This is a genomic window from Sulfuritortus calidifontis (assembly GCF_003967275.1).
In the GTDB taxonomy this organism is placed as follows: Bacteria; Pseudomonadota; Gammaproteobacteria; order Burkholderiales; family Thiobacillaceae; genus Sulfuritortus; species Sulfuritortus calidifontis.
Genome location: NZ_AP018721.1, coordinates 347,521 through 372,027 on the forward strand (window position 1 = coordinate 347,521; position 24,507 = coordinate 372,027).

A 24,507-nucleotide genomic window follows, 5' to 3' on the forward strand; every position below is an offset into this window, starting at 1 on the left:
ATGGCGCCTCTTTGACGCGGGAATAGCTCAGTTGGTAGAGCGCAACCTTGCCAAGGTTGAGGTCGCGAGTTCGAGCCTCGTTTCCCGCTCCAGGATTCCCGGGGAAAACACTGGGTTTTGGTCGGCGTAACACATTGCGTGTTGGCCTTCGCCGAAACTGAGGTTTTCCCCTTTTTACTTTTGAGCCGGTTTTCGGCGCGGTAGCAAAGCGGTTATGCAGAGGATTGCAAATCCTTCCAGGGCGGTTCGACTCCGCCCCGCGCCTCCAGTTGTTTCCCCTCGTGGTCGATAGAGGCTGAACGCCGCCGCCCGGGTGGTGGAATAGGTAGACACAAGGGACTTAAAATCCCTCGCCGCAAGGCGTGCCGGTTCGAGTCCGGTCCCGGGCACCATCTCCGGGGCGTTTTTTTCCAAAAAAGTTGTTATAATCGCCGGGTTTACGGAATGGGCTTTGAGCCCATTTTTTGTTTCTGGCGGTTTTGTGTGTGATGGGTCCGGGTATGGATTTGCAGGCGTTGATCGAGCCGACGGTGGCCGGCATGGGCTACGAGGTGGTCGCTCTGGAGCGCGTTGGGCGGGGGCTGTTGCGTCTGTTCATCGACAAGCCGGGCGGCATCCAGATCGACGATTGCGTCCGGGTGAGCAACCAGCTGACCCGGCTGTTCACCGTCGAGAACGTCGATTACGACCGGCTCGAGGTGTCCTCGCCCGGCCTGGACCGGCCGCTGGTGAAGGAGGCGGACTTCGTCCGTTTCGCCGGCCAGCAGGCCCAGGTCAAGCTGCGCCTGCCCATGGACGGCCGGCGCAAATATGTCGGCCAGCTGGTCGGCGTGCAGGACGGCGCGGTGCAGATGCGGACCGAGCAGGGCGAGGTGGCGATCCCGATGACGGAGATCGAATCGGCCCGCCTGGTTCCACAGTTTTAACGGTTAAAGGGTTGACCCGGAGAAAGCGATGAGTCGGGAAATTTTGTTGTTGGCAGATGCGCTGGCGCGCGAGAAGAACGTGGATCTGGAGGTGGTCTTCGGTGCCCTGGAATCGGCCCTGGCCCATGCCACCAAGAAACGCCTCACCGAGGATGCCGAGGTGCGGGTGGAGATCGACCGCAAAACCGGCGACTACAAGGCCTTCCGTCGCTGGGAAGTGCTGCCCGACGAGGCCGGCCTGGAGCATCCCGATCACCAGTATCTGCTGTCCGAGGCCCAGGAGATCAACCCCGACATCAAGATCGGCGAGTTCATCGAGGAGCCGTTGGAGGCCGTCGAGTTCGGTCGCATCGGCGCCCAGGCTGCCAAGCAGGTGATCCTGCAGAAGATCCGCGACGCCGAGCGCGAACAGGTGCTGAACGACTTCCTGGCCCGCAACGAGACCATGGTTACCGGCACCATCAAGCGCATGGACCGCGGCAACGCCATCGTCGAATCCGGCCGCATCGAGGGCTGGCTGGCCCGCGACCAGATGATCCCGAAGGAAAACCTGCGCGTGGGCGACCGCGTCCGCGCCTATCTGTTGCGCATCGAGCGCGGCGGCCGCGGCCCGCAGCTGGTGCTGTCGCGTACTGCGCCCGAGTTCATCATGGCCCTGTTCGGCATGGAAGTGCCCGAGATCGACGAGGGCCTGATCGAGATCAAGGCCGCCGCCCGCGACCCCGGCATGCGCGCCAAGATCGCGGTCAAGTCGAACGACCCCCGGATCGACCCGCAGGGCACCTGCATCGGCGTGCGCGGCACCAGGGTCACGGCCGTGACCAACGAGCTGTGCGGCGAACGGGTGGACATCGTGCTCTGGTCGCCCGACCCGGCCCAGTTCGTGATCAATGCCCTGGCCCCGGCCGAGGTGTCGAGCATCGTGGTCGACGAGGAGAAGCACAGCATGGACGTGGTGGTGGACGAGGAGAATCTCGCCAACGCCATCGGCCGCGGCGGCCAGAACGTGCGTCTGGCCTCGGAGCTGACCGGCTGGACCATCAACATCATGACCGTTGACGAGGCCGATCAGAAGCACGAGCAGGAAGCCACCAGCATCCGCGACCTGTTCATGGAAAAGCTCGACGTCGACGAGGACGTGGCCGACGTGCTGGTGCAGGAAGGCTTCTCCACCCTGGAAGAGGTGGCCTACGTGCCGCTGAACGAGATGCTGGAGATCGAGGCCTTCGACGCGGACACCGTCAACGAGCTGCGTGCCCGCGCCCGCAACGCCCTGCTGACCGCGGCCATCGCCCGGGAAGAGACGGTGGAGTCCAACCCCGACCTGATGAGCCTGGACGGCATGGATACCGACACCGCTGCCCTGCTGCAGTCCAAGGGCGTGGCGACCACCGAAGACCTGGCCGACCTGGCCGTGGACGAGCTGGTCGAACTGACCGGCATGGACGAAGAGCGCGCCAAACAACTGATCATGACCGCCCGTGCCCCGATGCTGGCCGCGAGTGGGGAGTGAACGAGGAATAGATGAACGTCGAACAGTTCTCCAAGGAACTTAAAGTCGCAGTCGAGCTGCTGCTCGAACAGTTGCAGGCCGCCGGCGTCTCCGTCAAGAGCGCCGCGGACGAACTCAGCGATGAAGACAAGAGCCGTCTGCTCGATTATCTGCAGAGCAAGCACGGCGCCAAGCAGCCCAAGACCAAGATCACCCTGACCCGCAAGCAGACGACGGAGATCAAGACCGCCGACAGCAGCGGCAAGGCGCGCACGATCCAGGTCGAGGTGCGCAAGAAGCGGGTGCTGGTCAAGCGCGAGGAACCCCAGGCAGCCCCAGCCGAAGCGTTGGCTGCTCCGGTCGAGGCCCCGGCCCCGGTCGAAGTGGCGCCGGCCCCGGCTCCGGTGGAGGTCGCTCCAGGGCCCGTGGTGGCGGAAAAGCCCAAGGCCCGGAAAAAGTCCGAGGTCATCGGCGAGGCCGAGCTGAAGGCGCGCGAGGAAGAGGCCAGGCGCCAAGCCGAGCTGCGCGCCATCCAGGAGGCCGAGCTCAAGGCCAAGCAGGAACGCGAGGCTGCCCGCAAGGAGGCCGAGGCCAAGGCGGCCGCCGCCACGGCGCCGGCCCCGGCCCCTGAAGCGGCCAAGGCGGCCAAGCCGGCCGGCAGCGTGAAGCCGACGGTCAAGGCCAAGACCGACAAAGGCACCGGCAAGAAGGGCAAGGAAGAAGAGGCCGCCGGCAAGAAGGGCGGGCTCAAGGTGCGCGGCGCTTTCGAGGCCGACCAGGGCTGGCGCGGTCGCAGCAAGGCCAAGCACAAGGCCGAGCACGAGCCGCAGCATGCCTTCACCGCGCCGACCGAGCCGGTGGTGCACGAGGTGCTGGTGCCGGAAACCATCTCGGTCGCCGACCTCGCCCATAAGATGGCGGTCAAGGCCACCGAGGTGATCAAGGCTTTGATGAAGATGGGCTCCATGGTCACCATCAACCAGGTGCTGGACCAGGAGACCGCCATGATCGTGGTGGAGGAGATGGGCCATATCGCCAAGCCCGCCCCGATCGATACCCCGGAATCCTACCTGGAGGTGGAAACCGGTGAACACAAGGAAGTCGAACTCAAGCCGAGGGCGCCGGTGGTCACCGTCATGGGCCACGTCGACCACGGCAAGACCTCGCTGCTCGATTCGATCCGCCGCGCCCGCGTGGCGGCCGGCGAAGCGGGCGGCATCACCCAGCATATCGGCGCCTATCACGTCGATACGCCCAAGGGCATGATCACCTTCCTCGACACCCCAGGCCACGAGGCCTTCACCGCCATGCGGGCGCGGGGCGCCAAGGTCACCGACATCGTCATCCTGGTGGTGGCGGCCGACGACGGCGTGATGCCGCAGACCAAGGAAGCCATCCACCATGCCAAGGCGGCGGGCGTGCCCATCGTCGTGGCCGTGAACAAGATCGACAAGCCCGAAGCCAACCCCGAGCGCATCCGTCAGGAGGTCTCGAGCGAGGGCGTGGTGCCCGAGGAGTGGGGCGGCGACGCCATGTTCATCGACGTCTCGGCCAAGACCGGCGTCGGCATCGACAACCTGCTCGACGCCGTGCTGCTTCAGGCCGAGGTGCTCGAGCTGAAGGCGCCGGTGGATACCCCGGCCAAGGGCGTGGTGGTGGAATCGCGTCTGGACAAGGGCCGCGGCCCGGTCGCCACCATCCTGGTGCAATCCGGTACTCTGCGGCGCGGCGATGTCATGCTGGCCGGCACCGCCTTCGGCCGCGTCCGCGCCATGCTCGACGAGAATGGCAAGCCGGTGGACGCCGCCGGTCCGGCCATCCCGGTCGAGATTCAGGGGCTGTCCGACGTGCCGGGCGCCGGCGAGGACGTGCTGGTGCTGCCGGATGAGCGCAAGGCGCGCGAAATCGCGCTGTTCCGTCAGGGCAAGTTCCGCGACGTGCGTCTGGCCAAGCAGCAGGCGGCCAAGCTGGAAAGCATGTTCGAGCAGATGGGCGAGGGCGAGGTGAAGACCCTGGCCCTGATCATCAAGGCCGACGTGCAGGGCTCCTACGAGGGGCTGTCGCACGCCCTGCAGAAACTGTCCACCGACGAGGTCAAGGTCAACATCATCCATGCCGCGGTCGGCGCGGTGTCGGAGTCCGACGTCAACCTGGCCATCGCCTCCAAGGCGGTGATCATCGGCTTCAACGTCCGGGCCGATGCCCAGGCGCGCAAACTGGCCGAAACCAGCGGCGTCGACATCCGCTACTACAACATCATCTACGACGCCGTGGATGACGTGAAGGCGGCGCTGTCCGGGTTGCTCTCGCCCGAGAAGAAGGAAAACGTGCTCGGCATGGCCGAGGTGCGCCAGGTCTTCCGCATCTCCAAGGTCGGCGCCGTCGCCGGCTGCATGGTGACCGAGGGCCTGGTCAAGCGCTCGGCCCATGTCCGCGTGCTGCGCGACAACGTGGTCATCCACAGCGGCGAACTCGACTCCCTCAAGCGCTTCAAGGAAGACGTCAAGGAGGTCAAGTCCGGTTACGACTGCGGCCTGTCGATCAAGAACTTCAACGACATCGAAGAGGGCGACATGCTCGAGTTCTTCGAGGTGGTGGAAGTCGCCCGTACGCTGTAAGCAGACCGGCGGGGTGTTCGCCCCGTCGCTGCAAACCCTGGACCGGATTCCATGCCCACTGATTTCCCCCGCGCCCGCCGTGTCGGCGAACAGATCCGCCAGGAACTGGCCGACATCCTCTGGCGCGAGATGAAGGACCCGCGGGTGACCGGGGTCACCATCACAGCGGTCGAGGTCAACCCCGACCTGGAGCACGCCAAGGTCTATTTCAGCCTGCTGACCGGCGAGGCCGCCGAGGTCACCCGTGCCCTGCAGAAGGCGGCCGGCTTCCTGCGCACCGAGTTGTCGCGCCGCCTGCGCCTGCGCTGCGTGCCGCAACTGCATTTCCAGTTCGACGAATCGCTCGAACGCGGCAATCGCATCTCGCACCTGATCGACGAGGCCATCGCCGAAGACGAGCGCCATCACCACGATGACTGAGCCCCGCCGTCGGACCCCGCGGCGGAAGGTCGACGGCGTGCTGCTGCTGGACAAGCCGACCGGGCTGACCTCGAACGGCGCCCTGCAGCGGGCCAAGCGCCTGTTCGAGGCGGAAAAGGCCGGCCATACCGGCACCCTCGACCCCTTCGCCTCCGGCCTCTTGCCCATCTGCCTGGGCGAGGCGACCAAGTTCTCCCGGTTCCTGCTCGATGCCGACAAGGCCTACCGGGCCGAGATTCGGCTGGGTGTGCGCACGACCACGGCCGACCCCGAGGGCGAGGTGATCGAGACCCGACCGGTGACGGTGACGCTGGCGCAGGTGCAGGCGGTCTTGCCCCGATTTCTGGGCGAGATCATGCAGGTGCCGCCCATGCACTCCGCCCTGAAGCGCGATGGCCGGCCGTTGTACGAACTGGCGCGCCAGGGCATCGAGGTCGAGCGCCAGCCGCGCGCGGTGCGGGTGCACGAACTGACGGTCGAGGCGCTGGCGGGCGAGGTGCTGACCCTGGTGGTCCATTGCGGCAAGGGACTGTATGTGCGCACACTGGCCGAGGACATCGGTGCCGCCTTGGGCTGCGGCGCTTATCTCCAGGCCCTGCGGCGGCTCAAGGTGGGGCCGTTCAGCCTGGATCAGGCGGTCGGCCTGGCCGAGTTGGAGACCCTGGACTTGGCCGGCCGCGACGCCCGCCTGCTGCCGGAGTCCATCCTGGTCGCCGACCTGGCCCGGATCGAGCTCGATCTCGATGCAGCCTGGCAGATCTGTCACGGCCAGCCGATCTGGCGGCCCGGTCTGGTCGTGGGTCAGCGTTTCGCCCTGTTCGACCCGGCGGCCCGCTTTCTCGGCGTGGCCGAGGTCAATGTCGACGGCAAGCTGGCGCCCCGGCGCCTGCTGGCCGCCTGAGCCGCGCCGATCCGGCATGAATTGCTTGAGAAATTGCGGGGTTAGCGAGTAAAATCCGCCCTTTTCCAGTTTGTTTTGGAGTTGAGAGATGGCCATCACCACCGCCGACAAGGCGAAGATTCTGAAAGACTACCAGCGCGGCGCCGCCGATACCGGCTCGCCCGAGGTCCAGGTCGCCCTGCTGACCGCCCGCATCAACGACCTGACCGGTCACTTCAAGAGCCACGCCAAGGATCACCATTCCCGGCGCGGCCTGCTCAAGCTGGTCAGCCGTCGTCGCCGTCTGCTCGACTACCTGAAGTCCCGCAACACCGACGCCTATCGCTCGCTGATCGAGCGACTCGGCCTGCGCAAGTGAGGCGCCCTGGTCTGCGCAAGTAAACCCGCAGCGCCTTCGGCGTCTGCATCTTCATCGGTATAGCGAATACAGCGACGAGGTCAGCGTGAATCCTGTCAAGAAAACGTTTCAGTACGGCCGCCACCAGGTAACCCTGGAAACGGGCGAAATCGCCCGTCAGGCCGACGGTGCAGTCATCGTCAACATGGACGACACCGTGGTGCTGGTCACCGCCGTGGCCAAGACCGAGGTCAAGCCCGGTCAGGACTTCTTCCCGCTGACCGTCGATTACCAGGAAAAGACCTATGCGGCCGGTCGCATTCCCGGCGGTTTCTTCAAGCGCGAAGGCAAGCCGACCGAAAAGGAAACCCTGACCTCCCGCCTGATCGACCGTCCGATCCGTCCGCTCTTTCCCGATGGCTTCTTCAACGAGATCCAGGTCATTGCGACCGTGATTTCGTCCAACCCCGAGGTCGACTCCGACATCCCGGCCCTGATCGGCGCCTCCGCCGCCCTGACCCTGGCCGGCGTGCCGTTCAACGGCCCGATCGGTGCCGCCCGCGTCGGCTACATCGACGGCCAGTACGTGCTCAACCCCAGCAACGCCGAACTGAAGAACTCCAAACTGGACCTGGTCGTTGCCGGTACCGCCCATGCCGTGCTGATGGTGGAATCCGAGGCCGACCAGCTGCCCGAGGACGTGATGCTCGGCGCCGTGGTCTTCGGCCACGAGCAGATGCAGAAGGCGATCGACGCGATCAACGAGCTGGCCGACGAGGCCGGCAAGGAGCCTTGGGACTGGAAGGCGCCCGAGCCGCAAACCGCGCTGATCGAGCAGATGAAGTCCATCTGCGGCAACGACCTGTCCAACGCCTATTCGATCAAGCAGAAGCAGGCCCGCATGGCCGCGGTGGACGAGGTGCGCAACCGCGTGTTCGCCGCGATGATCACCGAGGACATGGACACCGTCCAGGCCAACGTGATCAAGGACCTGTTCCATCACCTGGAGGCTCAGGTGGTGCGTGGCCGCATCCTGTCCGGCGAGCCGCGCATCGACGGGCGCGACACCCGCACCGTGCGTCCGATCACCATCCGCACCGGCGTGCTGCCCCGCACCCACGGTTCGGCCCTGTTCACCCGCGGCGAGACCCAGGCCCTGGTGGTCGCCACCCTGGGCACCGGCCGCGACGAGCAGACCATCGAGGACCTGACCGGCGGCTACAGCGAGCACTTCATGCTGCACTACAACATGCCGCCGTTCGCCACCCGCGAGACCGGCCGGGTCGGCAGCCCGAAGCGGCGCGAGATCGGCCACGGTCGCCTGGCCAAGCGTGCCCTCTACGCCTGCCTGCCGGCCAAGGAAGAGTTCGGCTACACCATCCGCGTGGTGTCCGAGATCACCGAGTCCAACGGCTCCAGTTCCATGGCCTCGGTCTGCGGCGGCAGCCTGGCGCTGATGGATGCCGGCGTGCCGATGAAGGAGCATGTGGCCGGCATCGCCATGGGCCTGATCAAGGAAGGCAACCGCTTCGCCGTGCTGACCGACATCCTGGGTGACGAGGATCACCTGGGCGACATGGATTTCAAGGTGGCCGGCACCGACAACGGCGTCACCGCCCTGCAGATGGACATCAAGATCGAGGGCATCACCAAGGAGATCATGCAGGTCGCCTTGACCCAGGCGCGCGAGGCCCGACTGCACATCCTGGCCCAGATGAAGGCCGCGATCAATGCGCCGCGCCAGGAGATGTCGGCCTTCGCCCCGCGCATCATCAGCATGAAGATCAATCCGGAGAAGATTCGCGACGTCATCGGCAAGGGCGGCGCCACCATCCGCGCGCTGACCGAAGAGACCGGCACCCAGATCGACATCGCCGAGGACGGCACGGTCAAGATCGCCTGCACCAGCATGGAGGCCGGCGAGGCCGCCAAGAAGCGGATCGAGGACCTCACCGCCGAGGTCGAGGTGGGCCGCATCTACGAGGGCGCCGTGTTGAAGATTCTGGATTTCGGCGCCATCGTCAACGTCCTGCCCGGCCGCGACGGCCTGCTGCACATCTCGCAGATCGCCCAGGAGCGGGTGAACGCCGTGACCGACTACCTCAAGGAAGGCCAGGTGGTGCGGGTCAAGGTGCTGGAGGCCGACGAGAAGGGCCGCCTGCGCCTGTCGATGAAGGCCGTGGCCGAGGCCGAAGCCCCGGCTGCCACCGAGGCCCCGGCCGCGCCGACCGAGCCGGAATCGGCCGCCTGAGTTTAGGCCGGCCAGAAAAAAAGCGGCCTCGGCCGCTTTTTTTTCGCCGCCTCCGCCTGACTCAATGGACGCCGATGCTGTCGAGAAAGCCCTGCCACCAGCGCCGGCGGTTTTGCGGAACCAGGTGGCTGGGGCTCAGGTCGGAAGGGGGCATCAGCGACATCACCCAGCCGGGCAGCACGCGATAGCCGATGGAGCCGCAGGAACTGCCGAGGTGGTTGGGGTCGTAGATCTTGATGAGGCGGGGGTGTTCCAGGTCATCGGCATAGACGATGCCGCAGTAATCCTCGTGATGATCCTTGTGCAGCAGGGCATCGATCTCACGGATGAAGCTGCCGACATGTTCGGCATCGGCCGGTGATTCCGGGCGGTCTTCGCCCAGGGCGTAGAGATACCAGCCGGCCGAGGGGTCGACGCGTTGCCAGAATTCGGCCAGTTGCTGCCAGGACAGCAGGCTGTAGAGCATGCCGTCGAACAGGGCGTCGAATTCGGGATTTTGCTCGGGATGGGGCATCGGCCTGTCTCCGGCTTGGGTGATCGGGGGCGGTATTGTACCGCTTATGACCCTTTTATGAAGCAAAGGTTTAACGGTTGTTTCAACGGGAATCAAAGAGATGAGTGAATTGAAAGCGCTGTTGTTCGACGTCGACGGCACCCTGGCCGATACCGAGCGGGACGGCCATCGTCCGGCCTTCAATGCGGCCTTTCGCGAGTTCGGCCTGGACTGGGAATGGGACGTCGAGCTGTATGGCCAATTGCTGGAAGTGACCGGCGGCAAGGAGCGGATGAAGTTCTACGTCGAGCGCTTCCGCCCCGACTACCGGAAACCGGCCGATTTCGACGATCTGGTCGCCGAGCTGCACAAGGCCAAGACCCGGCATTACACCGAATTGCTGGCCCAAGGCGGCATTCCGCTGCGCCCCGGCGTGAAGCGCCTGCTCGAGGAGGCGCGCGCGGCCGGCCTGATCCTGGCCGTGGCCACCACCACCACGCCGGAGAACGTCACCGCCCTGCTCAAACACAGCCTGGCGGCGGACGGTGCCGACTGGTTCGCCGTGATCGCGGCCGGCGACATCGTGCCGGCCAAGAAGCCGGCGCCGGACATCTATCTCTGGGCCCTGCAGCAGCTGGGCCTGGCGCCCGAGCAGTGTCTGGCCTTCGAGGACTCGGAGAACGGCATTCGCGCCGCACGCGGCGCCGGGCTCAAGACCGTGGTGACGGTGAACGAGTACACCCGCGACCACGATTTCACCGGCGCGCTGGCGGTGCTGTCCGATCTGGGCGAGCCGGGCGCGCCCTACCGCCGGATCGACGCCGCCGACGAGGCGGGCTATGTCGATGTGGCGCGGCTCAAAGGCTGGCTTGCCGCTTAAGGGTGGTGAACGGCCGCCGCTTCCAGGGTGTTCTGGAGCAGGGTGGCCACGGTCATCGGGCCGACGCCGCCCGGCACCGGGGTGATCCAGGCGGCCTTGTCCCGGGCGGCCTCGAACTCGACATCGCCGACGATGCGGCCGTCGTCCAGGCGGTTGATGCCGATGTCGATCACGGTGGCGCCCGGCTTGATCCAGGCGCCCTGCACCATCTGCGGCCGGCCGACCGCCGCGACCACGATGTCGGCCCGGCCGACATGACCGGCCAGATCCTGGGTCGCGCTGTGGCACACGGTCACCGTGCAGCCGGCCAGCAGCAGTTCCAGGGCCATGGGCCGGCCCACATGGTTGGAGGCACCCACCACCACGGCATGCTTGCCGCGCAGCGGTTCGCCGGTCGCGGCCAGCAGCTTCATCACGCCGTAAGGGGTGCAGGAACGCAGGGTCGGCATGCGCACCGCCAGCCGGCCGATGTTGTAGGGGTGGAAGCCGTCGACGTCCTTGTCGGCGCGGATGCGCTCGACCACGGCCTCGTCGTCGATCTGCTCGGGCAGGGGGGCCTGGACCAGGATGCCGTCCACCGCCGGGTCGGCGTTCAACTGATCGATCAGCGCCATCAGCTCGGCCTGGCTGGTCGTGGCCGGCAGGTCGTGCGAGAACGAGCGCACCCCGGCCGTCTCGCAGGCGCGGCGCTTGTTGCGCACATAGATGCTCGAGGCCGGATCGCCGCCGATCAGGATGACCGCCAGCCCCGGCACCGGCTTGCCGGCGGCCACGCGGGCGTCGACCTGGCGTTTGATGTCTTGCAACAGCCTGTCGGCGATGGCCTTGCCGTCGAGAATGCGGGCGCTCATGTCGTTACTGGGCACAAAGGGATCGGAAAGCGTGATTTTAGCCGAGCGGCCGGCCGCCTCGCATTGATTTTTACGGTCCGCGCCGGTATAGTTCGCCGCTCGGTTTCGGCATGACGCCGGCTTAGTGGCGCAGTGCCCACACTGAAACTCAGTTTCGGGGTGTAGCGCAGCCCGGTAGCGCGCCTGCTTTGGGAGCAGGATGTCGGGGGTTCGAATCCCTCCACCCCGACCAGCGTTGACCGGGCCTCGTTTGCAGCCAGCCCGCGGGAGATCTGCCCGTAGCTCAATTGGATAGAGCACCAGCCTTCTAAGCTGGGGGTTACAGGTTCGATCCCTGTCGGGCAGGCCAGTTTTAGTGGCGGTGGTAGCTCAGTTGGTAGAGCACTGGATTGTGGCTCCAGGTGTCGTGGGTTCGATCCCCATCCATCGCCCCATCTTCCCTTTCCTACTTGGCGGCGATCCGCCCGTGCCGGGCGGTTGGATTGTAATTCCGGCCGCGCCTGCGGCGCTTAACCCTCACCTGCGGCTCGGGTTAGCCTCCATTGCAGCCGGGCTACGCCAGGCTGGGCTCCAGGTGTCGTGGGTTCGATCCCCATCCATCGCCCCATCTTCCCTTTCCCCCCTTGGCGGCGACCCGCCCGTGCCGGGCGGTTGGATTGTAATTCCGGCCGCGCCTTCAGCTCGTGGCTTGGAGCAACTGCTTGACCTCTTCGGCGCGACTGGCCTGGCAGGCGCGATAGGTCAGGTACCGGGCCCGGTGGCTGTCGGTCTGGCGTACGGTGGCCGCCAGCCAGGGCAGGGTCACGGGGGCCACGGAAAAGCAGCGGTAACCCAGGCCGATCAGCACGGGCAGCACGCCGGGCAGTTGCGAGAGCAGACCGCAGACCTGGATGGCCGGGGTCTTGGGGCCGGCACGGCGCGCCACCATGTCGAGAAAGCGGTAGAGCGTCGGCGCATAAGGATCCAGCCAGCGGCTCAGTTCCGGCTGGTCGCGCTCGGCCGCGAACAGGCATTGCATCAAATCGTTGCAGCCTAGGGCGGCAAAGTCGGCGGCGCCGAGGAATTCGTTGACCGCCAGGGCGGCGGCGGGGGTCTCCAGCATGCTGCCCAGCCGGACCGGCTTGGGCAGGTAAGTCCGAATCTCCGTCAGCAGCTGCTCCAGTTCCGCTACATCCGTGACATAGGGGAGCAAGGCCGCCACGCGGTAGGTCCCGGCGAGCTCGGCCAAGGCCGCCAGCTCGTTCAAATAGACCTGGCGCACCGGCTCGGTCCGATACAGCCGGGCGCCCTGTAGGCCCAGCACGCCGGCGATGCCGGGGATCTCGCCCAGCCAGGGCGGTCGCTTGTCGCCCGCGATGTCGATCAGGCGGAAAGTGACGGACAAGGGCGCGGCCGCCTGGCACAGTTCGGAGAAGGCCCTGGTGAGATAGGCGAGATCGGGCTGGCGGCCATCGGCCGGAAACAGATATTCCGATCGCACCAGGCCGATCGCCGCGGCGCCCTGGCTCAGGGCCCAAGCCGCGCCGGCGACGCTGCCCACGCTGGCGCGCAGTTCGATCGCCACGCCGTCCGCCGTGTCGATGGTTTCGCCCGGTGCCGGTGCGAGGGGGACCGCCGCGGCCGGCAGCGCCTGGCGGCTCAACAGGCCAGCTTGGCCATCCAGGTGCAGCAACATGCCCTCGGTCAGGCCCGAAAGGCTTGCCGTGGTCGCCAACACGGTGGGAATGCCCAGGCTCAAAAGGCGCAGGGCGGGATGGGAAAAGGGCGCGCCGTCTAGGAGGATGACGCCGGCGGGCTGTCCCTGCAGCGCGGTGAGCTCGTGTTGATGCAGCACGACGAGGCTGTCGGCGGCCGCCGCGGCGGCGCCGAAGCGCAGCGTGCCGCTCGCCCGTCCGGGGACGAAGGGGGCGACGCCAGGGCGTGAGTCTGTCTGCGGGGACATGGGCAATCCTCCTTCCCTCTCAAACTAGACCGATTCGACCGGGCGAAACGCCCGGCCGCTGGCCTTGACCGCCGCTGGCGGGAAATCGCCTAGATTGATAGAAGGTCCGCTTGGGACAATGCCGGCAGGCTGGATGTCCGCCGGACGATCGAGCGGCCCCGCCCTTTCCGAGCCAGGGGGTTCCAGATGCAGATCCGTTCCAGCGCCTTCGCGCACAATGAGCCGATTCCCGCCAAGTACACCTGCGACGGTCAGGACCTGTCGCCGCCGCTCGACTGGAGCGATGTGCCTGCCGAGGCCAAGAGCCTGGTGCTCATCGTCGACGATCCCGACGTGCCTGACCCGGCCGCCCCGCGCCGGAGCTGGGTGCATTGGCTGCTGTACAACCTGCCGCCGGACTGTCCAGGAGTGGCGGAGGCGACCCGAAGCCTGCCGCCCGGGACACGCGAGGGCGTCAACGATTGGGGCCGCACCGGCTACGGCGGGCCCTGTCCGCCGATCGGGCGCCATCGTTATTTTCACAAGCTCTATGCCTTGGACGTGGTGCTGCCCGACCTGGGCAGGCCGAACAAGGCCGCGCTGGAGCGTGCCCTGCAAGGGCACGTCCTGGCCCATGCGGAATTGGTGGGCACCTACAGCCGTCGGCGCTAGGAGCTTGTCGGACTTAATCCCCCCTGCGCGTTGTCCCGACAGGCTCCTAGCCGTGCAGCGTCACCAGGGGCACCTGCATCTCCGCGGGGCTCAGCCCGCCATGCACGCCGATGTGCCGGTAGCGCTCTTCGCCCAAGAGCCAGTCGCGCAGGATGGTGCGGCCCTGGGCGATGAGCACATAGTCACCCAGACGCTCGGCCAAGGCCGGATGGGGTGCCCCGGGCCCGAGCCAGGCGCGGGCCAGCACCTCGTCGCGCTTGAGGCACAGCACGCGCCCGGCCCATTGCGCCTCGACATAGGCCTCGAACTGCCGCTCGTGGCCGGGCCGGACATAGGCATAGGCCACGCGCGGCTCGCCGCATAGGGGCAGGCGCAGGGTTTGGCGCAGCTGCGGGTGCTCTTCCAGATCGAGAGTGTCGGCCGGCGTGGTGTCGATGAAACCGTGATCGGCGGTGACGATGATCAGGCTGTCGCTGCCGCGCGCGCTGGCGAACAGCTCGGCGCAGGCGGCATCCAGCTCGGCCAGGGCCTGCGCCGCCGGGGCGCTCACGCTGCCGTGCTCGTGCGCCAGACTGTCCAGTTCGGGCCAATAGGCATAGAGGTAGCTCGGTTCGGACTCACCCAGCAATTGGCGCAAAAGGGCGAACAGTTCTGCCAGTTTGCCGTAGCCGTGGCGCCGGGCCCGGCCCGAGAGGGCGACATTGAAATCGGAATGGACGATGTGCTGGGGTGCCAGCACATGGCAGGGCCGGGCCAGGCGGTCGCAAAGGGGGCTCAGCCCCAAAAGCGCGGCCGGGCTGACCCCCGCCGCGCGCAGGGCCTGGCGTCCGGTGCGCAGGCGAAAGGGCAGGGGGGCGGCGATGGCGCCGATTTCGCGGAAATACATGTGCCAGCCGGTCAGGCCATGCTGTTGCGGGGCTAGGCCGGTGAGAAAGGTCGGGATGGCGCTCGCCGTGGTCGAGGGGAAAACCGAGGTCATCGCCCCGCGCAGGTGCCGGCGCAGGGTGTCGGTGCCGCGCTGTAACCAGGCGTGGCCCAGGCCGTCCACCACCAGGAGCAGCACATGGCGTGCTGCCGCCACTTCCTGGGGCGGCAGCAGCTGGAGTGGGGGATAGGGGCTTGCCGCGCCCAGGCCGAGGGTGAGGCTGCTCATGAGATTGACCAGGCTGCCGCCGGCATAATCGGGCAGGCACAGGGGGGATGTCCCGGCTGGGTCCATCGGCGCCATGCCGTTTACCAGGCCGTTGAAAAACTACTGCGGTGGGCCATCTGCGGCGTTGCGCGGTGTTGGCTTCGGCCGCTTCGCTTAACCTCGGCGGCGCCGAGGTTGGCCTGCGCCAAAACTTCGTTTTCGCTCCCTCGCTTATCTATTTGATATGTGGCTGCGCCGAAACTCACTTCGTTCGTTTTCTCGGTCGCTGCGCCCCAATCGCCTTGCATCTGGCCATCCTCGCTACGTTTTTCAACGGCCTGTTACCGGGCGCGCGCTCAGCCGCCTTTTTTGATCGGTCGCGGCGCCGGCTGGAAGCTGGCCGGCAGCACCCCGGTGGTCCAGCGCTTGCGCCAGGCGGCGTAGACGGCGTTGGGGTATTGGGCCTGGCCCAGGCTGCCGTTGTAGCGGCCGAGCGCCCGGAACAGGTCGCCCCGCTCGATATCCAGATAATGGCGCAGGATGGTGCAGCCATAGCGCAGATTGGTGCGCAGATGGAACAGATTCTGCTCGCGGCTGCCGATCAGGTCCACCCAGAACGGCATCACCTGCATGTAGCCGCGGGCCGAGGCGCTGGACACGGCGTATTTGCGAAAGCCGCTCTCCACCTCGATCAGGCCCAGCACCAGCTCCGGGTCGAGCCCGGCGCGGGTGGCCTCGTAATGGACGGTTTCGAGGAAGTCGCGGCGGTATTCGGCATCCGGGATGAAGCGGGCCAGGCGCTGGGAGAGCACGCTCAGCCAGGCCTGGACCTCGGGCGCATCGGCGAAGGCGGCCTCGACCGCACTGTCGGCCACGGTCTTCGAGAGCTGCGCCTTGACGCTGTCGGACAAGGGCTCGTATTTCTGGGCGCCGGCCAAGGCGGCGCCCGCCGTCAGCCCCAGCGCCAGAATCAGAGCCCGAATCCCGTCCTTGCTCACGCCTTGACCCGCTCCTCGATTTGCTTCGCCGCCTCGGCCTGCGGCAGCTTGGTCGCCGTCGCGTCCTGCCGGCCCTGGTATTCCAACTGGCCCTCTTTCAGGCCGCGTTCGCTCACCACCACCCGGTGCGGCACGCCGATCAGTTCCATGTCGGCGAACATCACGCCCGGCCGCTCGTCGCGGTCGTCCAGCACCACATCGATATCGGCCGCTTTCAGCTGATTATAGAGGGCGTCGGCCGCCTCCTTGACCGCCGGGTTTTTGCGGTAGCCCAGGGCGACGATGGCCAGCTCGAACGGCGCGATGCTCGGGGGGAAGACGATGCCGCGCTCGTCGTGACCCTGCTCGATGGCGGCGGCGACGATGCGCGATACCCCGATGCCGTAGCAGCCCATGATCATGGTCTGGCTCTTGCCCTGCTCGTCGAGGAATTTGGCCTGCAGCGCCTCGGAGTACTTGGTGCCGAGCTTGAAGATGTGGCCCACCTCGATACCCCGGCACAAGCCGAGCTGGCCCTTGCCGTCCGGGCTGGGGTCGCCCTCGACCACGTTGCGGATGTCGGCGAACATCGGCTCCGGCAGGTCGCGGCCGAAATTGACGCCGGTGAGGTGATAACCGGCGGCATTGGCGCCGCAGACGAAGTCGGCCAGGTTCATCAGCGCGCGGTCGGCGATGATGGGCAGCTTGAGGCCGACCGGACCGATCGAGCCGGGCGGACAGCCGACGGCGGCATGCACCTCGGCGTCCGAGGCGAAGGTCAGGGGGGAGAAGACCCCGGTCAGCTTGCCGGCCTTGACCTCGTTCAGCGCGTGGTCGCCGCGTAGGAGCAGGGCGATGAGGCCCTTCTCGCCCTTGACGATCAGGGTCTTGACCACCTTGTCGGCCGGGACCCCGAGGAAGGCGCTGACCTCGGCGATGCTGTGCTTGCCCGGAGTGGCCACTTCCTGCATGGCCTGGCCCGGTGCCGGCCGGCTGCCCGTGGGCGGCAGGGCCTCGGCCATCTCCACGTTGGCGGCGTAGTCCGAGTTGGGGCAAAAGGCGATGGCGTCCTCGCCCGAGTCGGCCAGCACGTGGAACTCGTGCGAGCCGGAACCGCCGATGGCGCCGGTGTCCGCCGCCACGGCGCGGAACTTGAGACCCAGCCGGGTGAAGATGCGGCTGTAGGTGTCGTACATCGCGCAGTAGGTCTCGTCCAGGCTGGCCGCGTCGGCATGGAAGGAATAGGCGTCCTTCATCAGGAACTCGCGCGCGCGCATGACGCCGAAGCGGGGCCGGATCTCGTCGCGGAACTTGGTCTGGATCTGGTAGAAGTTCACCGGCAGCTGGCGGTAGGAGCGGATTTCCTTGCGGGCGATGTCGGTGATCACCTCCTCGTGGGTGGGGCCGAACAGAAAGTCGCGCTCGTGGCGGTCCTTGATCTTCAGCATCTGCGGGCCGAACACGTCCCAACGGCCGGATTCCTGCCACAGCTCGGCCGGGATCACCGCGGGCATGAGCAGCTCGATCGCGCCGGCGCGGTCCATCTCCTCGCGCACGATGGCCTCCACCTTGCGCAGCACGCGCAGGCCGAGCGGCATCCAGGTATAGAGGCCGGAGCCCAGGCGCTTGATCAGGCCGGCCCGCAGCATCAGTTTGTGACTGACGAGTTCGGCCTCGGCCGGGGCCTCTTTGCTGGTGGAGAGGAAAAATCGGGAGGTGCGCATGATAGGCTTGGGGGCTTTGGAATAAAGCGCGGATTCTAGCAAATGCGGTTGTTTTCAAGGCAGCGCCAGGGGCAAGGGGGCCTCGATCCGGTCGAGGTGAGCGAAAAGGGCGGCATCCGCTTCCTGCATCTGGGCGGCAGCGCCGTGCAGAGCGCCATGCGCCTGCGCGATCCGTTCGCCCTGGAGCTGGAATATACCCGGGCGATGATGGGCTTTCTGCTGTTCCATCCCGCGCCGCGCGAGGCGGCGCTGATCGGCCTGGGCGGCGGCTCCATCGCCAAGTACTTCCACCGCAAACTGCCGGCATGTCGGCTGACCGCGGTGGAACTCAATCCGGAGGTGATCTTGGCGGCGCGCGCCTATTTCTTCCTGCCGCCCGACGACGAACGGCTGACCGTGCTGGCGGCCGATGGCGCGGCCTTCGTGCGCGAGCAGCCGGAGAGCCGGGACGTGCTGCTGGTCGATGCCTACGATGCCAAGCGCATCGTCGAGGCGCTGGCCAGCGAGGCGTTCTACCGGGACTGCCATGCCCATCTGCGGCCGGGCGGGGTGGCTGCCTTCAACCTCTGGGGCTCGGAGGACCGCTTCGGCCTCTACCTGCACCGGATCAATGCGGCTTTTGATCACCACACCCTGATCCTGCCGGCTGAGAGGAAGAGCAACATCATCGTGTTCGGCTTCAAGCCGCCGCTGCCGGAGACGGGTTTCGTGCCCCTGGCCGAACGGGCGCGGGCGCTGGAGCGCGGGCTCGGCCTGGAGTTTCCGGCTTTCCTCGAGCGCATGCGGGTGTTCAATGCCGTGAGCGACCAGGGCTTCGTCCTGACTGGCGGCTGACTTTTCTCCCGCCGCGAAGGGTGGGAGAATGTGACCGGTTTATGAATAGGTAAGGTGCGGCCATGATCGACAAGGACGGTTACCGGCCGAACGTCGGGATTGTGCTCTGCAATGCCCGCAACGAAGTGTTCTGGGGCAAGCGCATCCGCCAGCCCTCGTGGCAGTTTCCCCAGGGCGGGATCAAGAGCGGCGAATCGCCGGAAGAGGCCATGTTCCGGGAGCTGACCGAGGAGGTCGGCCTGGCGCCCGAACATGTGCGCATCCTCGGCCGGACCCGGGGTTGGCTCAAATACGACGTGCCCAAGGACTGGGTGCGGCGCGAATGGCGCGGCCATTACCGCGGCCAGAAGCAGATCTGGTTTCTGTTGCGCCTGACCGGCCGCGAATGCGATGTCCGGCTCAAGGCCAGCGAACACCCGGAATTCGATGCCTGGCGCTGGAACCAATACTGGCAGCCGGTCGAGGAGGTGGTCGAGTTCAAGCGCGAGGTCTACCGCCTGGCCCTGGGCGAACTCGAACGCTTCTTGCAGGTTGACGCCCTGCCGCGGGTGCGTCACCCTTATCTCCACCCCGCCCATGCCCATGGTGGCCGTGGGAATGATAGATAACTTCATGATTCAATAGGGAAAATACATGAGCAAGAGCTATAGCGCCATCCCCTCCGCCCCGGTCCAGAAAGGTGCCACCTTCCAGAAGCCGACCCAGGAGCTGGCCAATAGCGTGGGTCTGGACGACCCGGCGCTGATGGTGATGACCGACTTCCGCGAGGTGACCGCGCATACCACCCACCCGCTGGAGAATATCGAATCGGCCCGGCTCAAGATGATCAACCGCGCTGTCCGCCTGCTTCTGGTGGTGGACGAGCAGAACCATATCCTGGGCCTGGTCACCTCGACCGACCTGACCAGCGAAAAGCCGATGCAGATCATCCAGACCCAGGGCATCCGCCATACCGACGTCCTGGTCAAGGACATCATGAGCCCGCGCGAGAAGCTCGAGGTGCTGTGCATGGACGACGTGATCAAGGCCAAGGTCGGCGACGTCATCGCCACCCTGCAGGCCTGCGGCCGGCAGCATGCCCTGGTCGCCGAGCGTCAGACCGATCGCAGCCAGATCGTGCGCGGCCTGTTCTCCGCTTCCCAGATCAGCCGCCAGCTTGGCGCCCCGGTGCAGACCATGGAAGTCGCCCGCACCTTCGCCGAGATCGGGGCGGAACTGATCCGCTAGTCATGCGCCTGACGGTGCGCTCGGCTCAGGCGGTCCTGGGCGCACCGAACTGGCAGGCCAGCCAGCCGCTCTGGCAGCGGGTACCGAAGCGCGATGCCGAAGGGCAGCGCTTGGCCGATTTCATGATGATCGCGCCCGCGCTCAAGGGTCGCGATGCGGAGGAGCTGGCGCCTTGGCTGACCCTGGTCGAAGGGGTGCTCAAGCGCTTCGATTCGGCGGTGGTCTTTGCCGACTTCAATTTGCAGCTCAATCTGCTTTGGGTGTCCCACCGCTGCCGGCCGGGGCTGGGGTCGGAGCTGGTGGCGGCCTTGCGGGCTGCGGCCCCGCAGTTGCGCCTGGTCGGCCATGTCCCGGACATGGCCGGCTGAGCTGGCCGACAGAATCGGAGTGGTCAGGCGGATAATAATTGAGTAAAATACTAAACTACTAATGGTTTCGGCTGCCTGGCGGTCTTCCTCGCCGGTGGCCTTGAAATTCCACGGATCGCCATCACTTGTCCCGAACCCCTTGTGCGGGAAGCGGCCTGGCGTACGGGCGATAGCTTTATTTATTTTGAGCAGAGGTTGAACGATGTCGGTTACCGAACAGCAAGTCCAAACGGCCCTCAAGGAGCTTATCGATCCCAACACCCAGCGGGATTTCGTCAGCACCAAATCGGTGCGGAACATCAAGATCGACGGCGGCAAGGTCAGCCTCGACGTGATCCTGCCCTACCCGGCCAAGATGGTCCAGGGCGAGATCAAGCAGATGGTCGAGGACAAGATCAAGACCATGGCCGGGGTCGAGTCGGCCACTGCCAACGTGTCCTGGAAGATCGTTGCCCATGGCGTGCAGAAGGGCGTCAAGCTGATCCCCGGCGTCAAGAACATCATCGCTGTCGCCTCCGGCAAGGGCGGTGTCGGCAAGTCGACCACCGCGGTCAACCTGGCCCTGGCCCTGGCCGCCGAGGGTGCCAGCGTCGGCATGCTCGACGCCGACATCTACGGCCCGTCACAGCCGACCATGCTGGGCATTCACGGCCGCCCGATGTCCGAGGACGGCGAGAGCCTGGAGCCCATGATCGGCCACGGCATCCAGGCCATGTCCATCGGCTTCCTGATCGACGTCGACACCCCCATGGTCTGGCGCGGCCCCATGGTCACCCAGGCGCTCGAGCAGCTGCTCAACAACACCAAGTGGAAAGACCTCGATTACCTGGTGGTCGACCTGCCGCCGGGCACCGGCGACATTCAGCTCACCCTGGCCCAGCGCGTGCCGGTGACCGGCGCGGTGATCGTCACCACGCCGCAGGACATCGCCTTGATCGACGCGCGCAAGGGCCTGAAGATGTTCGAGAAGGTGGGCGTGCCCATCCTCGGCGTGGTCGAGAACATGAGCCTGCACATCTGCTCCAAGTGCAGCCACGAGGAGCCGATCTTCGGCGTCGGCGGCGGCCAGAAGATGTGTGCCGACTACGGCGTCGAGTTCCTGGGCGGCCTGCCGCTCGACATCCGCATCCGGGAGGAGACCGATGCCGGCAAGCCCACCGTGGTGGCCGAGCCGGAGTCGCGCATCGCCGAGATCTACCGCCAGATCGCCCGCCGGGTGGCGGTCAAGGTCGGCGACCTGGCGGTGGACCACAGCGCCAAATTCCCCAGCATCGTGATCCAGAATACCTGAGCCTCGTTGGGCTTGGCGAAAGCGTGAGGTATCATGCCTCACGCTTTTTTCATTTTTGGGCCTAAATTCGCGATGAGCATCAAATCGGACAACTGGATTCGGCGCATGGCCGAGCAGCATGGCATGATCGAGCCGTTCGAGCCGGGCCAGGTCAAGAACGTCAACGGCCGCAGCATCGTGTCCTATGGCACCTCGAGCTATGGCTACGATGTTCGCTGCGCCAACGAATTCAAGCTGTTCACCGATATCAACACCACCATCGTCGATCCCAAGGCCTTCGACCCCAACAGCTTCGTCGAGGTGAAGGGCGAGTCCTGCATCATCCCGCCCAACTCCTTCGCCCTGGCCCGCACCGTCGAGTACTTCCGCATCCCGCGCAACGTGCTGACCATCTGCCTGGGCAAGAGCACCTATGCCCGCTGCGGCATCATCGTCAATGTCACCCCCCTGGAGCCGGAGTGGGAGGGCCACGTGACCCTGGAATTCTCCAACACCACGCCGCTGCCGGCGCGCATCTATGCCAACGAGGGCGTGGCCCAGATGCTGTTTTTGGAGTCGGACGAGGTGTGCGAAACCTCCTACCGCGACCGGGGCGGCAAATATCAGGGCCAGACCGGCGTCACCCTGCCTAAAATATAGGCAAAATCGCCGTGTCGGGCGGCAATGCAATTTCTGCCCCACGCCGGCCGGATGCTCCCTATAATCCGCGCTTTCCTTTAATCCCCTCTGCCTCCGGGATTTATGCCCTGTAGGGTAGAGGGTTAGGGTGAGGGCTCGGACGATTCAACCCTCACCCCCGGCCCCTTTCCCGGTGGGAGAGGGGGTGAATGGAGTTAGGTCATGCGCTTCCGTTTCCCCGTCGTCATCATCGACGAAGACTTCCGCTCCGAGAACCAGAGCGGCCTGTCCATCCGCGCGCTGGCCAAGGCCATCGAAGACGAGGGTATGGAGGTGCTGGGCGTGACCAGCTACGGCGACCTGTCCTCCTTCGCCCAGCAGCAGTCGCGCGCCTCGGCCTTCATCCTCTCGGTCGACGACGAGGAACTGGCCAACGAGGAGGAGGAGACCATCGCCGAGTTGCGCGCCTTCGTCGAGGAGATTCGCTTCCGCAACGCCGAGATTCCGATCTTCCTGCATGGCGAGACCCGCACCTCGCGCCATATCCCGAACGACATCCTGCGCGAGCTGAACGGCTTCATCCACATGCTGGAGGACACGCCGGAATTCCTGGCCCGCTACATCGTGCGCGAGGCCAAGACCTATCTCGACTCCATCGTGCCGCCCTTCTTCCGGGCGCTCACCCATTACGCCTCGGACGGCTCCTATTCCTGGCACTGCCCGGGCCACTCCGGCGGCGTCGCTTTCCTGAAGTCGCCGATCGGCCAGATGTTCCACCAGTTCTTTGGCGAGAACCTGTTGCGCGCCGACGTCTGCAACGCGGTCGACGAGCTGGGCCAGCTGCTCGACCACACCGGCCCGGTGGCGGCCTCCGAACGCAATGCCGCCCGCATCTTCCATTGCGACCACCTGTTCTTCGTCACCAACGGCACCTCGACCTCGAACAAGATGGTCTGGCACTCCACCGTGGCGCCGGACGACATCGTGGTGGTCGACCGCAACTGCCACAAGTCGATCCTGCACTCGATCATCATGACCGGGGCGATCCCGGTGTTCTTGATGCCGACCCGCAACCACTATGGCATCATCGGCCCGATCCCGCTGGAGGAGTTCAAGCTCGAGAATATCCGCAAGAAGATCGAGGCCAACCCCTTCGCCAGCAAGCTCAAGGACAAGAAGCCGCGCATCCTGACCATCACCCAGTCGACCTACGACGGCGTGATGTACAACGTCGAGACCATCAAGGAAATGCTCGACGGCCAGATCGATACCCTGCATTTCGACGAGGCCTGGCTGCCGCACGCCGCCTTCCATGATTTCTATGGCGATTATCACGCCATCGGCGAGGGGCGTTCGCGCTGCAAGGACTCGATGATCTTCGCCACCCAGTCCACCCACAAGCTGCTGGCCGGCCTGAGTCAGGCCTCGCAGATTTTGGTCCAGGACTCGCAGACGCGGCAATTGGACCGCGACGTCTTCAACGAGGCCTATCTGATGCATAGCTCGACCTCGCCGCAATACGCCATCATCGCCTCCTGCGATGTGGCGGCGGCGATGATGGAGCCGCCGGGTGGCACTTCCCTGGTCGAGGAGTCGCTGGTCGAGGCCATGGACTTCCGCCGCGCCATGCGCAAGGTCGAGCGCGAGTTCGGCGAATCCTGGTGGTTCAAGGTCTGGGGTCCGCAATACCTGGCCGAGGAGGCCGAGGGCGTGGGCGACCAGGAAGACTGGATGCTCAAGGACAACGAGCGCTGGCATGGCTTCGGTGACATCGCCCCCGGCTTCAACATGCTCGACCCGATCAAGGCCACCATCATCACCCCCGGCCTCGACGTCTCCGGCGAGTTTGCCGACGGCGGGATTCCGGCCGCCATCGTCACCAAGTACCTGGCCGAGCACGGCGTCATCGTCGAGAAGACCGGCCTCTATTCCTTCTTCATCATGTTCACCATCGGCATCACCAAGGGTCGCTGGAACACCCTGCTCACCGCGCTGCAGCAATTCAAGACGGATTACGACGTCAACCAGCCGCTGTGGAAGGTGCTGCCGGAGTTCATCGAGAAGCAGCCTCGTTATGAAAAAATCGGCCTCAAGGATCTGTGCGAGCAGATTCACAGCATCTACAAGGCCAACGACGTCGCCCGGCTGACGACCGAGATGTACCTGTCGGAAATGGCGCCGGCGATGAAGCCGGCCGACGCCTTCGCCAAGATGGCCCACCGCGAGATCGAGCGGGTGGAGATCGACAAGCTGGAGGGCCGCATTACCAGTGTCCTGCTGACCCCTTACCCGCCGGGTATTCCGCTGCTGATTCCGGGCGAGCGTTTCAACGGCACCATCGTTCGCTATCTGCAGTTCGCCCGCGACTTCAACGAGCAGTTCCCGGGCTTCGAGACCGACATCCACGGCCTGGTCAAGGAGGCGGTCGACGGCAAGGTGCGCTATTACGTCGACTGCGTCGCGTGAGCCGCGTTTACGGCTTGCTATCCGCCTGATTTTTCATTAGAATTCCGCCCCTTTCCCGGTCTTTACACCGAAGGCCGGGTTCCTTGCTCCACCGCTGCATCCGGCGCC

At 65.8% G+C, this 24,507-nt stretch carries 22 protein-coding genes and 6 tRNA genes; 22 read left to right on the top strand and 6 right to left on the bottom strand.

Translation table 11 applies throughout. From position 1 onward, the window contains the following. Positions 1 to 16 precede the first annotated feature (16 nt). The 10 genes from EL388_RS01870 to pnp all read left to right on the top strand — a co-directional run bounded on the left by EL388_RS01870 (position 17) and on the right by pnp (position 8,945). Positions 17 to 92: transfer RNA gene (locus tag EL388_RS01870), tRNA-Gly, on the top strand. Between the two features lie 102 nt (positions 93 to 194). Beyond that, a tRNA-Cys gene (locus EL388_RS01875) sits at positions 195 to 268 on the top strand. Between the two features lie 39 nt (positions 269 to 307). Further along, positions 308 to 392, top strand: a tRNA-Leu gene (locus EL388_RS01880). A gap of 108 nt (positions 393 to 500) precedes the next feature. Then, positions 501 to 926: a ribosome maturation factor RimP gene (gene rimP, locus EL388_RS01885; RefSeq protein WP_126458788.1), complete on the top strand. Its 426-nt coding sequence runs from the start codon at positions 501 to 503 to the stop codon at positions 924 to 926. A 28-nt stretch (positions 927 to 954) separates the two neighbouring features. After that, on the top strand, positions 955 to 2,439 hold the full coding sequence (gene nusA / locus EL388_RS01890; RefSeq protein ID WP_126458791.1) for a transcription termination factor NusA: 1,485 nt from the start codon (positions 955 to 957) through the stop codon (positions 2,437 to 2,439). A gap of 11 nt (positions 2,440 to 2,450) precedes the next feature. Further along, positions 2,451 to 5,036, top strand: a complete 2,586-nt coding sequence (gene infB, locus EL388_RS01895; protein ID WP_126458794.1) for a translation initiation factor IF-2 — start codon at positions 2,451 to 2,453, stop codon at positions 5,034 to 5,036. Positions 5,037 to 5,087: 51 nt separating this feature from the next. Then, entirely contained in the window at positions 5,088 to 5,456 is a 369-nt protein-coding gene (gene rbfA / locus EL388_RS01900) for a 30S ribosome-binding factor RbfA (RefSeq protein WP_126458797.1), read from the top strand. Next, entirely contained in the window at positions 5,449 to 6,357 is a 909-nt protein-coding gene (truB, locus tag EL388_RS01905) for a tRNA pseudouridine(55) synthase TruB (protein ID WP_126458799.1), read from the top strand. The genes rbfA and truB overlap by 8 nt, the downstream gene beginning before the upstream one ends. Before the next feature lie 88 nt (positions 6,358 to 6,445). After that, positions 6,446 to 6,715, top strand: coding sequence for a 30S ribosomal protein S15 (rpsO, locus tag EL388_RS01910; protein ID WP_126458802.1), 270 nt, complete (start codon positions 6,446 to 6,448; stop codon positions 6,713 to 6,715). Between the two features lie 85 nt (positions 6,716 to 6,800). Beyond that, positions 6,801 to 8,945: a polyribonucleotide nucleotidyltransferase gene (pnp, locus tag EL388_RS01915; protein WP_126458805.1), complete on the top strand. Its 2,145-nt coding sequence runs from the start codon at positions 6,801 to 6,803 to the stop codon at positions 8,943 to 8,945. A 61-nt stretch (positions 8,946 to 9,006) separates the two neighbouring features. Here pnp and EL388_RS01920 read toward each other — a convergent pair whose 3' ends face one another. After that, positions 9,007 to 9,459 (bottom strand): hypothetical protein, encoded by a 453-nt coding sequence (locus EL388_RS01920; RefSeq protein WP_126458807.1) that lies wholly within the window; start codon positions 9,457 to 9,459, stop codon positions 9,007 to 9,009. A gap of 100 nt (positions 9,460 to 9,559) precedes the next feature. Between EL388_RS01920 and EL388_RS01925 the strand changes: the two genes are divergently transcribed. Further along, the gene (locus EL388_RS01925; protein ID WP_126458810.1) at positions 9,560 to 10,318 is read left to right on the top strand and encodes an HAD family hydrolase; all 759 of its coding nucleotides are present in this window, start codon (positions 9,560 to 9,562) and stop codon (positions 10,316 to 10,318) included. Here EL388_RS01925 and folD read toward each other — a convergent pair. Then, positions 10,315 to 11,169, bottom strand: a complete 855-nt coding sequence (folD, locus tag EL388_RS01930) for a bifunctional methylenetetrahydrofolate dehydrogenase/methenyltetrahydrofolate cyclohydrolase FolD (RefSeq protein ID WP_126458812.1) — start codon at positions 11,167 to 11,169, stop codon at positions 10,315 to 10,317. The genes EL388_RS01925 and folD overlap by 4 nt on opposite strands. Before the next feature lie 155 nt (positions 11,170 to 11,324). Here folD and EL388_RS01935 point away from each other — a divergent pair. The 3 genes from EL388_RS01935 to EL388_RS01945 all read left to right on the top strand — a co-directional run bounded on the left by EL388_RS01935 (position 11,325) and on the right by EL388_RS01945 (position 11,603). Further along, positions 11,325 to 11,401, top strand: a tRNA-Pro gene (locus tag EL388_RS01935). Positions 11,402 to 11,441: 40 nt separating this feature from the next. Next, positions 11,442 to 11,518: transfer RNA gene (locus EL388_RS01940), tRNA-Arg, on the top strand. A gap of 9 nt (positions 11,519 to 11,527) precedes the next feature. Beyond that, positions 11,528 to 11,603, top strand: a tRNA-His gene (locus EL388_RS01945). A 242-nt stretch (positions 11,604 to 11,845) separates the two neighbouring features. Here EL388_RS01945 and EL388_RS01950 read toward each other — a convergent pair. Then, complete coding sequence (locus tag EL388_RS01950) at positions 11,846 to 13,111, bottom strand: putative PEP-binding protein (RefSeq protein ID WP_126458815.1); 1,266 nt, start codon at positions 13,109 to 13,111, stop codon at positions 11,846 to 11,848. Between the two features lie 186 nt (positions 13,112 to 13,297). On the opposite strand from EL388_RS01950, the gene EL388_RS01955 reads away from it, so the two are divergent. Further along, positions 13,298 to 13,762, top strand: a complete 465-nt coding sequence (locus EL388_RS01955; RefSeq protein WP_126458818.1) for a YbhB/YbcL family Raf kinase inhibitor-like protein — start codon at positions 13,298 to 13,300, stop codon at positions 13,760 to 13,762. Between the two features lie 46 nt (positions 13,763 to 13,808). Here EL388_RS01955 and EL388_RS01960 read toward each other — a convergent pair whose 3' ends face one another. The 3 genes from EL388_RS01960 to EL388_RS01970 all read right to left on the bottom strand — a co-directional run bounded on the left by EL388_RS01960 (position 13,809) and on the right by EL388_RS01970 (position 17,595). Continuing rightward, positions 13,809 to 14,990, bottom strand: a complete 1,182-nt coding sequence (locus EL388_RS01960) for an alkaline phosphatase family protein (RefSeq protein WP_126458821.1) — start codon at positions 14,988 to 14,990, stop codon at positions 13,809 to 13,811. A gap of 260 nt (positions 14,991 to 15,250) precedes the next feature. Beyond that, complete coding sequence (locus EL388_RS01965) at positions 15,251 to 15,892, bottom strand: lytic transglycosylase domain-containing protein (RefSeq protein ID WP_126458823.1); 642 nt, start codon at positions 15,890 to 15,892, stop codon at positions 15,251 to 15,253. Further along, a complete protein-coding gene (locus EL388_RS01970; protein ID WP_126458826.1) occupies positions 15,889 to 17,595 on the bottom strand; it encodes a proline--tRNA ligase in 1,707 nt (568 codons plus the stop codon). The genes EL388_RS01965 and EL388_RS01970 overlap by 4 nt, the downstream gene beginning before the upstream one ends. Before the next feature lie 42 nt (positions 17,596 to 17,637). Between EL388_RS01970 and EL388_RS01975 the strand changes: the two genes are divergently transcribed. From EL388_RS01975 to EL388_RS02005, 7 genes are all read left to right on the top strand, one after another. After that, positions 17,638 to 18,429: a fused MFS/spermidine synthase gene (locus tag EL388_RS01975; RefSeq protein WP_126458829.1), complete on the top strand. Its 792-nt coding sequence runs from the start codon at positions 17,638 to 17,640 to the stop codon at positions 18,427 to 18,429. A 62-nt stretch (positions 18,430 to 18,491) separates the two neighbouring features. Then, positions 18,492 to 19,037: an RNA pyrophosphohydrolase gene (locus EL388_RS01980; RefSeq protein WP_126458832.1), complete on the top strand. Its 546-nt coding sequence runs from the start codon at positions 18,492 to 18,494 to the stop codon at positions 19,035 to 19,037. A gap of 25 nt (positions 19,038 to 19,062) precedes the next feature. Further along, positions 19,063 to 19,656 (top strand): CBS domain-containing protein, encoded by a 594-nt coding sequence (locus tag EL388_RS01985; protein WP_126458834.1) that lies wholly within the window; start codon positions 19,063 to 19,065, stop codon positions 19,654 to 19,656. 2 nt (positions 19,657 to 19,658) lie between these two features. Next, positions 19,659 to 20,024 carry a hypothetical protein gene (locus EL388_RS01990; RefSeq protein WP_126458837.1) on the top strand — a complete coding sequence of 122 codons (366 nt, stop codon included), beginning with the start codon at positions 19,659 to 19,661 and terminating at the stop codon, positions 20,022 to 20,024. 202 nt (positions 20,025 to 20,226) lie between these two features. Continuing rightward, positions 20,227 to 21,315, top strand: a complete 1,089-nt coding sequence (gene apbC, locus EL388_RS01995) for an iron-sulfur cluster carrier protein ApbC (RefSeq protein ID WP_126458840.1) — start codon at positions 20,227 to 20,229, stop codon at positions 21,313 to 21,315. A gap of 72 nt (positions 21,316 to 21,387) precedes the next feature. Then, positions 21,388 to 21,954, top strand: coding sequence for a dCTP deaminase (gene dcd / locus EL388_RS02000; RefSeq protein WP_126458843.1), 567 nt, complete (start codon positions 21,388 to 21,390; stop codon positions 21,952 to 21,954). 201 nt (positions 21,955 to 22,155) lie between these two features. Beyond that, entirely contained in the window at positions 22,156 to 24,399 is a 2,244-nt protein-coding gene (locus EL388_RS02005) for an arginine/lysine/ornithine decarboxylase (RefSeq protein ID WP_126458845.1), read from the top strand. The last annotated feature ends 108 nt before the right edge of the window (positions 24,400 to 24,507 follow it).

Coding starts and splice junctions, on each gene's coding strand:
- infB (WP_126458794.1), top strand. CDS start 2,451: ATGAACGTCGAACAGTTCTCCAAGGAACTTAAAGTCGCAGTCGAGCTG.
- rbfA (WP_126458797.1), top strand. CDS start 5,088: ATGCCCACTGATTTCCCCCGCGCCCGCCGTGTCGGCGAACAGATCCGC.
- nusA (WP_126458791.1), top strand. CDS start 955: ATGAGTCGGGAAATTTTGTTGTTGGCAGATGCGCTGGCGCGCGAGAAG.
- rpsO (WP_126458802.1), top strand. CDS start 6,446: ATGGCCATCACCACCGCCGACAAGGCGAAGATTCTGAAAGACTACCAG.
- EL388_RS01960 (WP_126458821.1), bottom strand. CDS start 14,990: ATGGCGCCGATGGACCCAGCCGGGACATCCCCCCTGTGCCTGCCCGAT.
- dcd (WP_126458843.1), top strand. CDS start 21,388: ATGAGCATCAAATCGGACAACTGGATTCGGCGCATGGCCGAGCAGCAT.
- EL388_RS01970 (WP_126458826.1), bottom strand. CDS start 17,595: ATGCGCACCTCCCGATTTTTCCTCTCCACCAGCAAAGAGGCCCCGGCC.
- EL388_RS01950 (WP_126458815.1), bottom strand. CDS start 13,111: ATGTCCCCGCAGACAGACTCACGCCCTGGCGTCGCCCCCTTCGTCCCC.
- EL388_RS01990 (WP_126458837.1), top strand. CDS start 19,659: ATGCGCCTGACGGTGCGCTCGGCTCAGGCGGTCCTGGGCGCACCGAAC.
- EL388_RS02005 (WP_126458845.1), top strand. CDS start 22,156: ATGCGCTTCCGTTTCCCCGTCGTCATCATCGACGAAGACTTCCGCTCC.
- rimP (WP_126458788.1), top strand. CDS start 501: ATGGATTTGCAGGCGTTGATCGAGCCGACGGTGGCCGGCATGGGCTAC.
- EL388_RS01980 (WP_126458832.1), top strand. CDS start 18,492: ATGATCGACAAGGACGGTTACCGGCCGAACGTCGGGATTGTGCTCTGC.
- apbC (WP_126458840.1), top strand. CDS start 20,227: ATGTCGGTTACCGAACAGCAAGTCCAAACGGCCCTCAAGGAGCTTATC.
- EL388_RS01955 (WP_126458818.1), top strand. CDS start 13,298: ATGCAGATCCGTTCCAGCGCCTTCGCGCACAATGAGCCGATTCCCGCC.
- EL388_RS01975 (WP_126458829.1), top strand. CDS start 17,638: ATGCGGTTGTTTTCAAGGCAGCGCCAGGGGCAAGGGGGCCTCGATCCG.
- EL388_RS01920 (WP_126458807.1), bottom strand. CDS start 9,459: ATGCCCCATCCCGAGCAAAATCCCGAATTCGACGCCCTGTTCGACGGC.
- EL388_RS01985 (WP_126458834.1), top strand. CDS start 19,063: ATGAGCAAGAGCTATAGCGCCATCCCCTCCGCCCCGGTCCAGAAAGGT.
- EL388_RS01925 (WP_126458810.1), top strand. CDS start 9,560: ATGAGTGAATTGAAAGCGCTGTTGTTCGACGTCGACGGCACCCTGGCC.
- folD (WP_126458812.1), bottom strand. CDS start 11,169: ATGAGCGCCCGCATTCTCGACGGCAAGGCCATCGCCGACAGGCTGTTG.
- truB (WP_126458799.1), top strand. CDS start 5,449: ATGACTGAGCCCCGCCGTCGGACCCCGCGGCGGAAGGTCGACGGCGTG.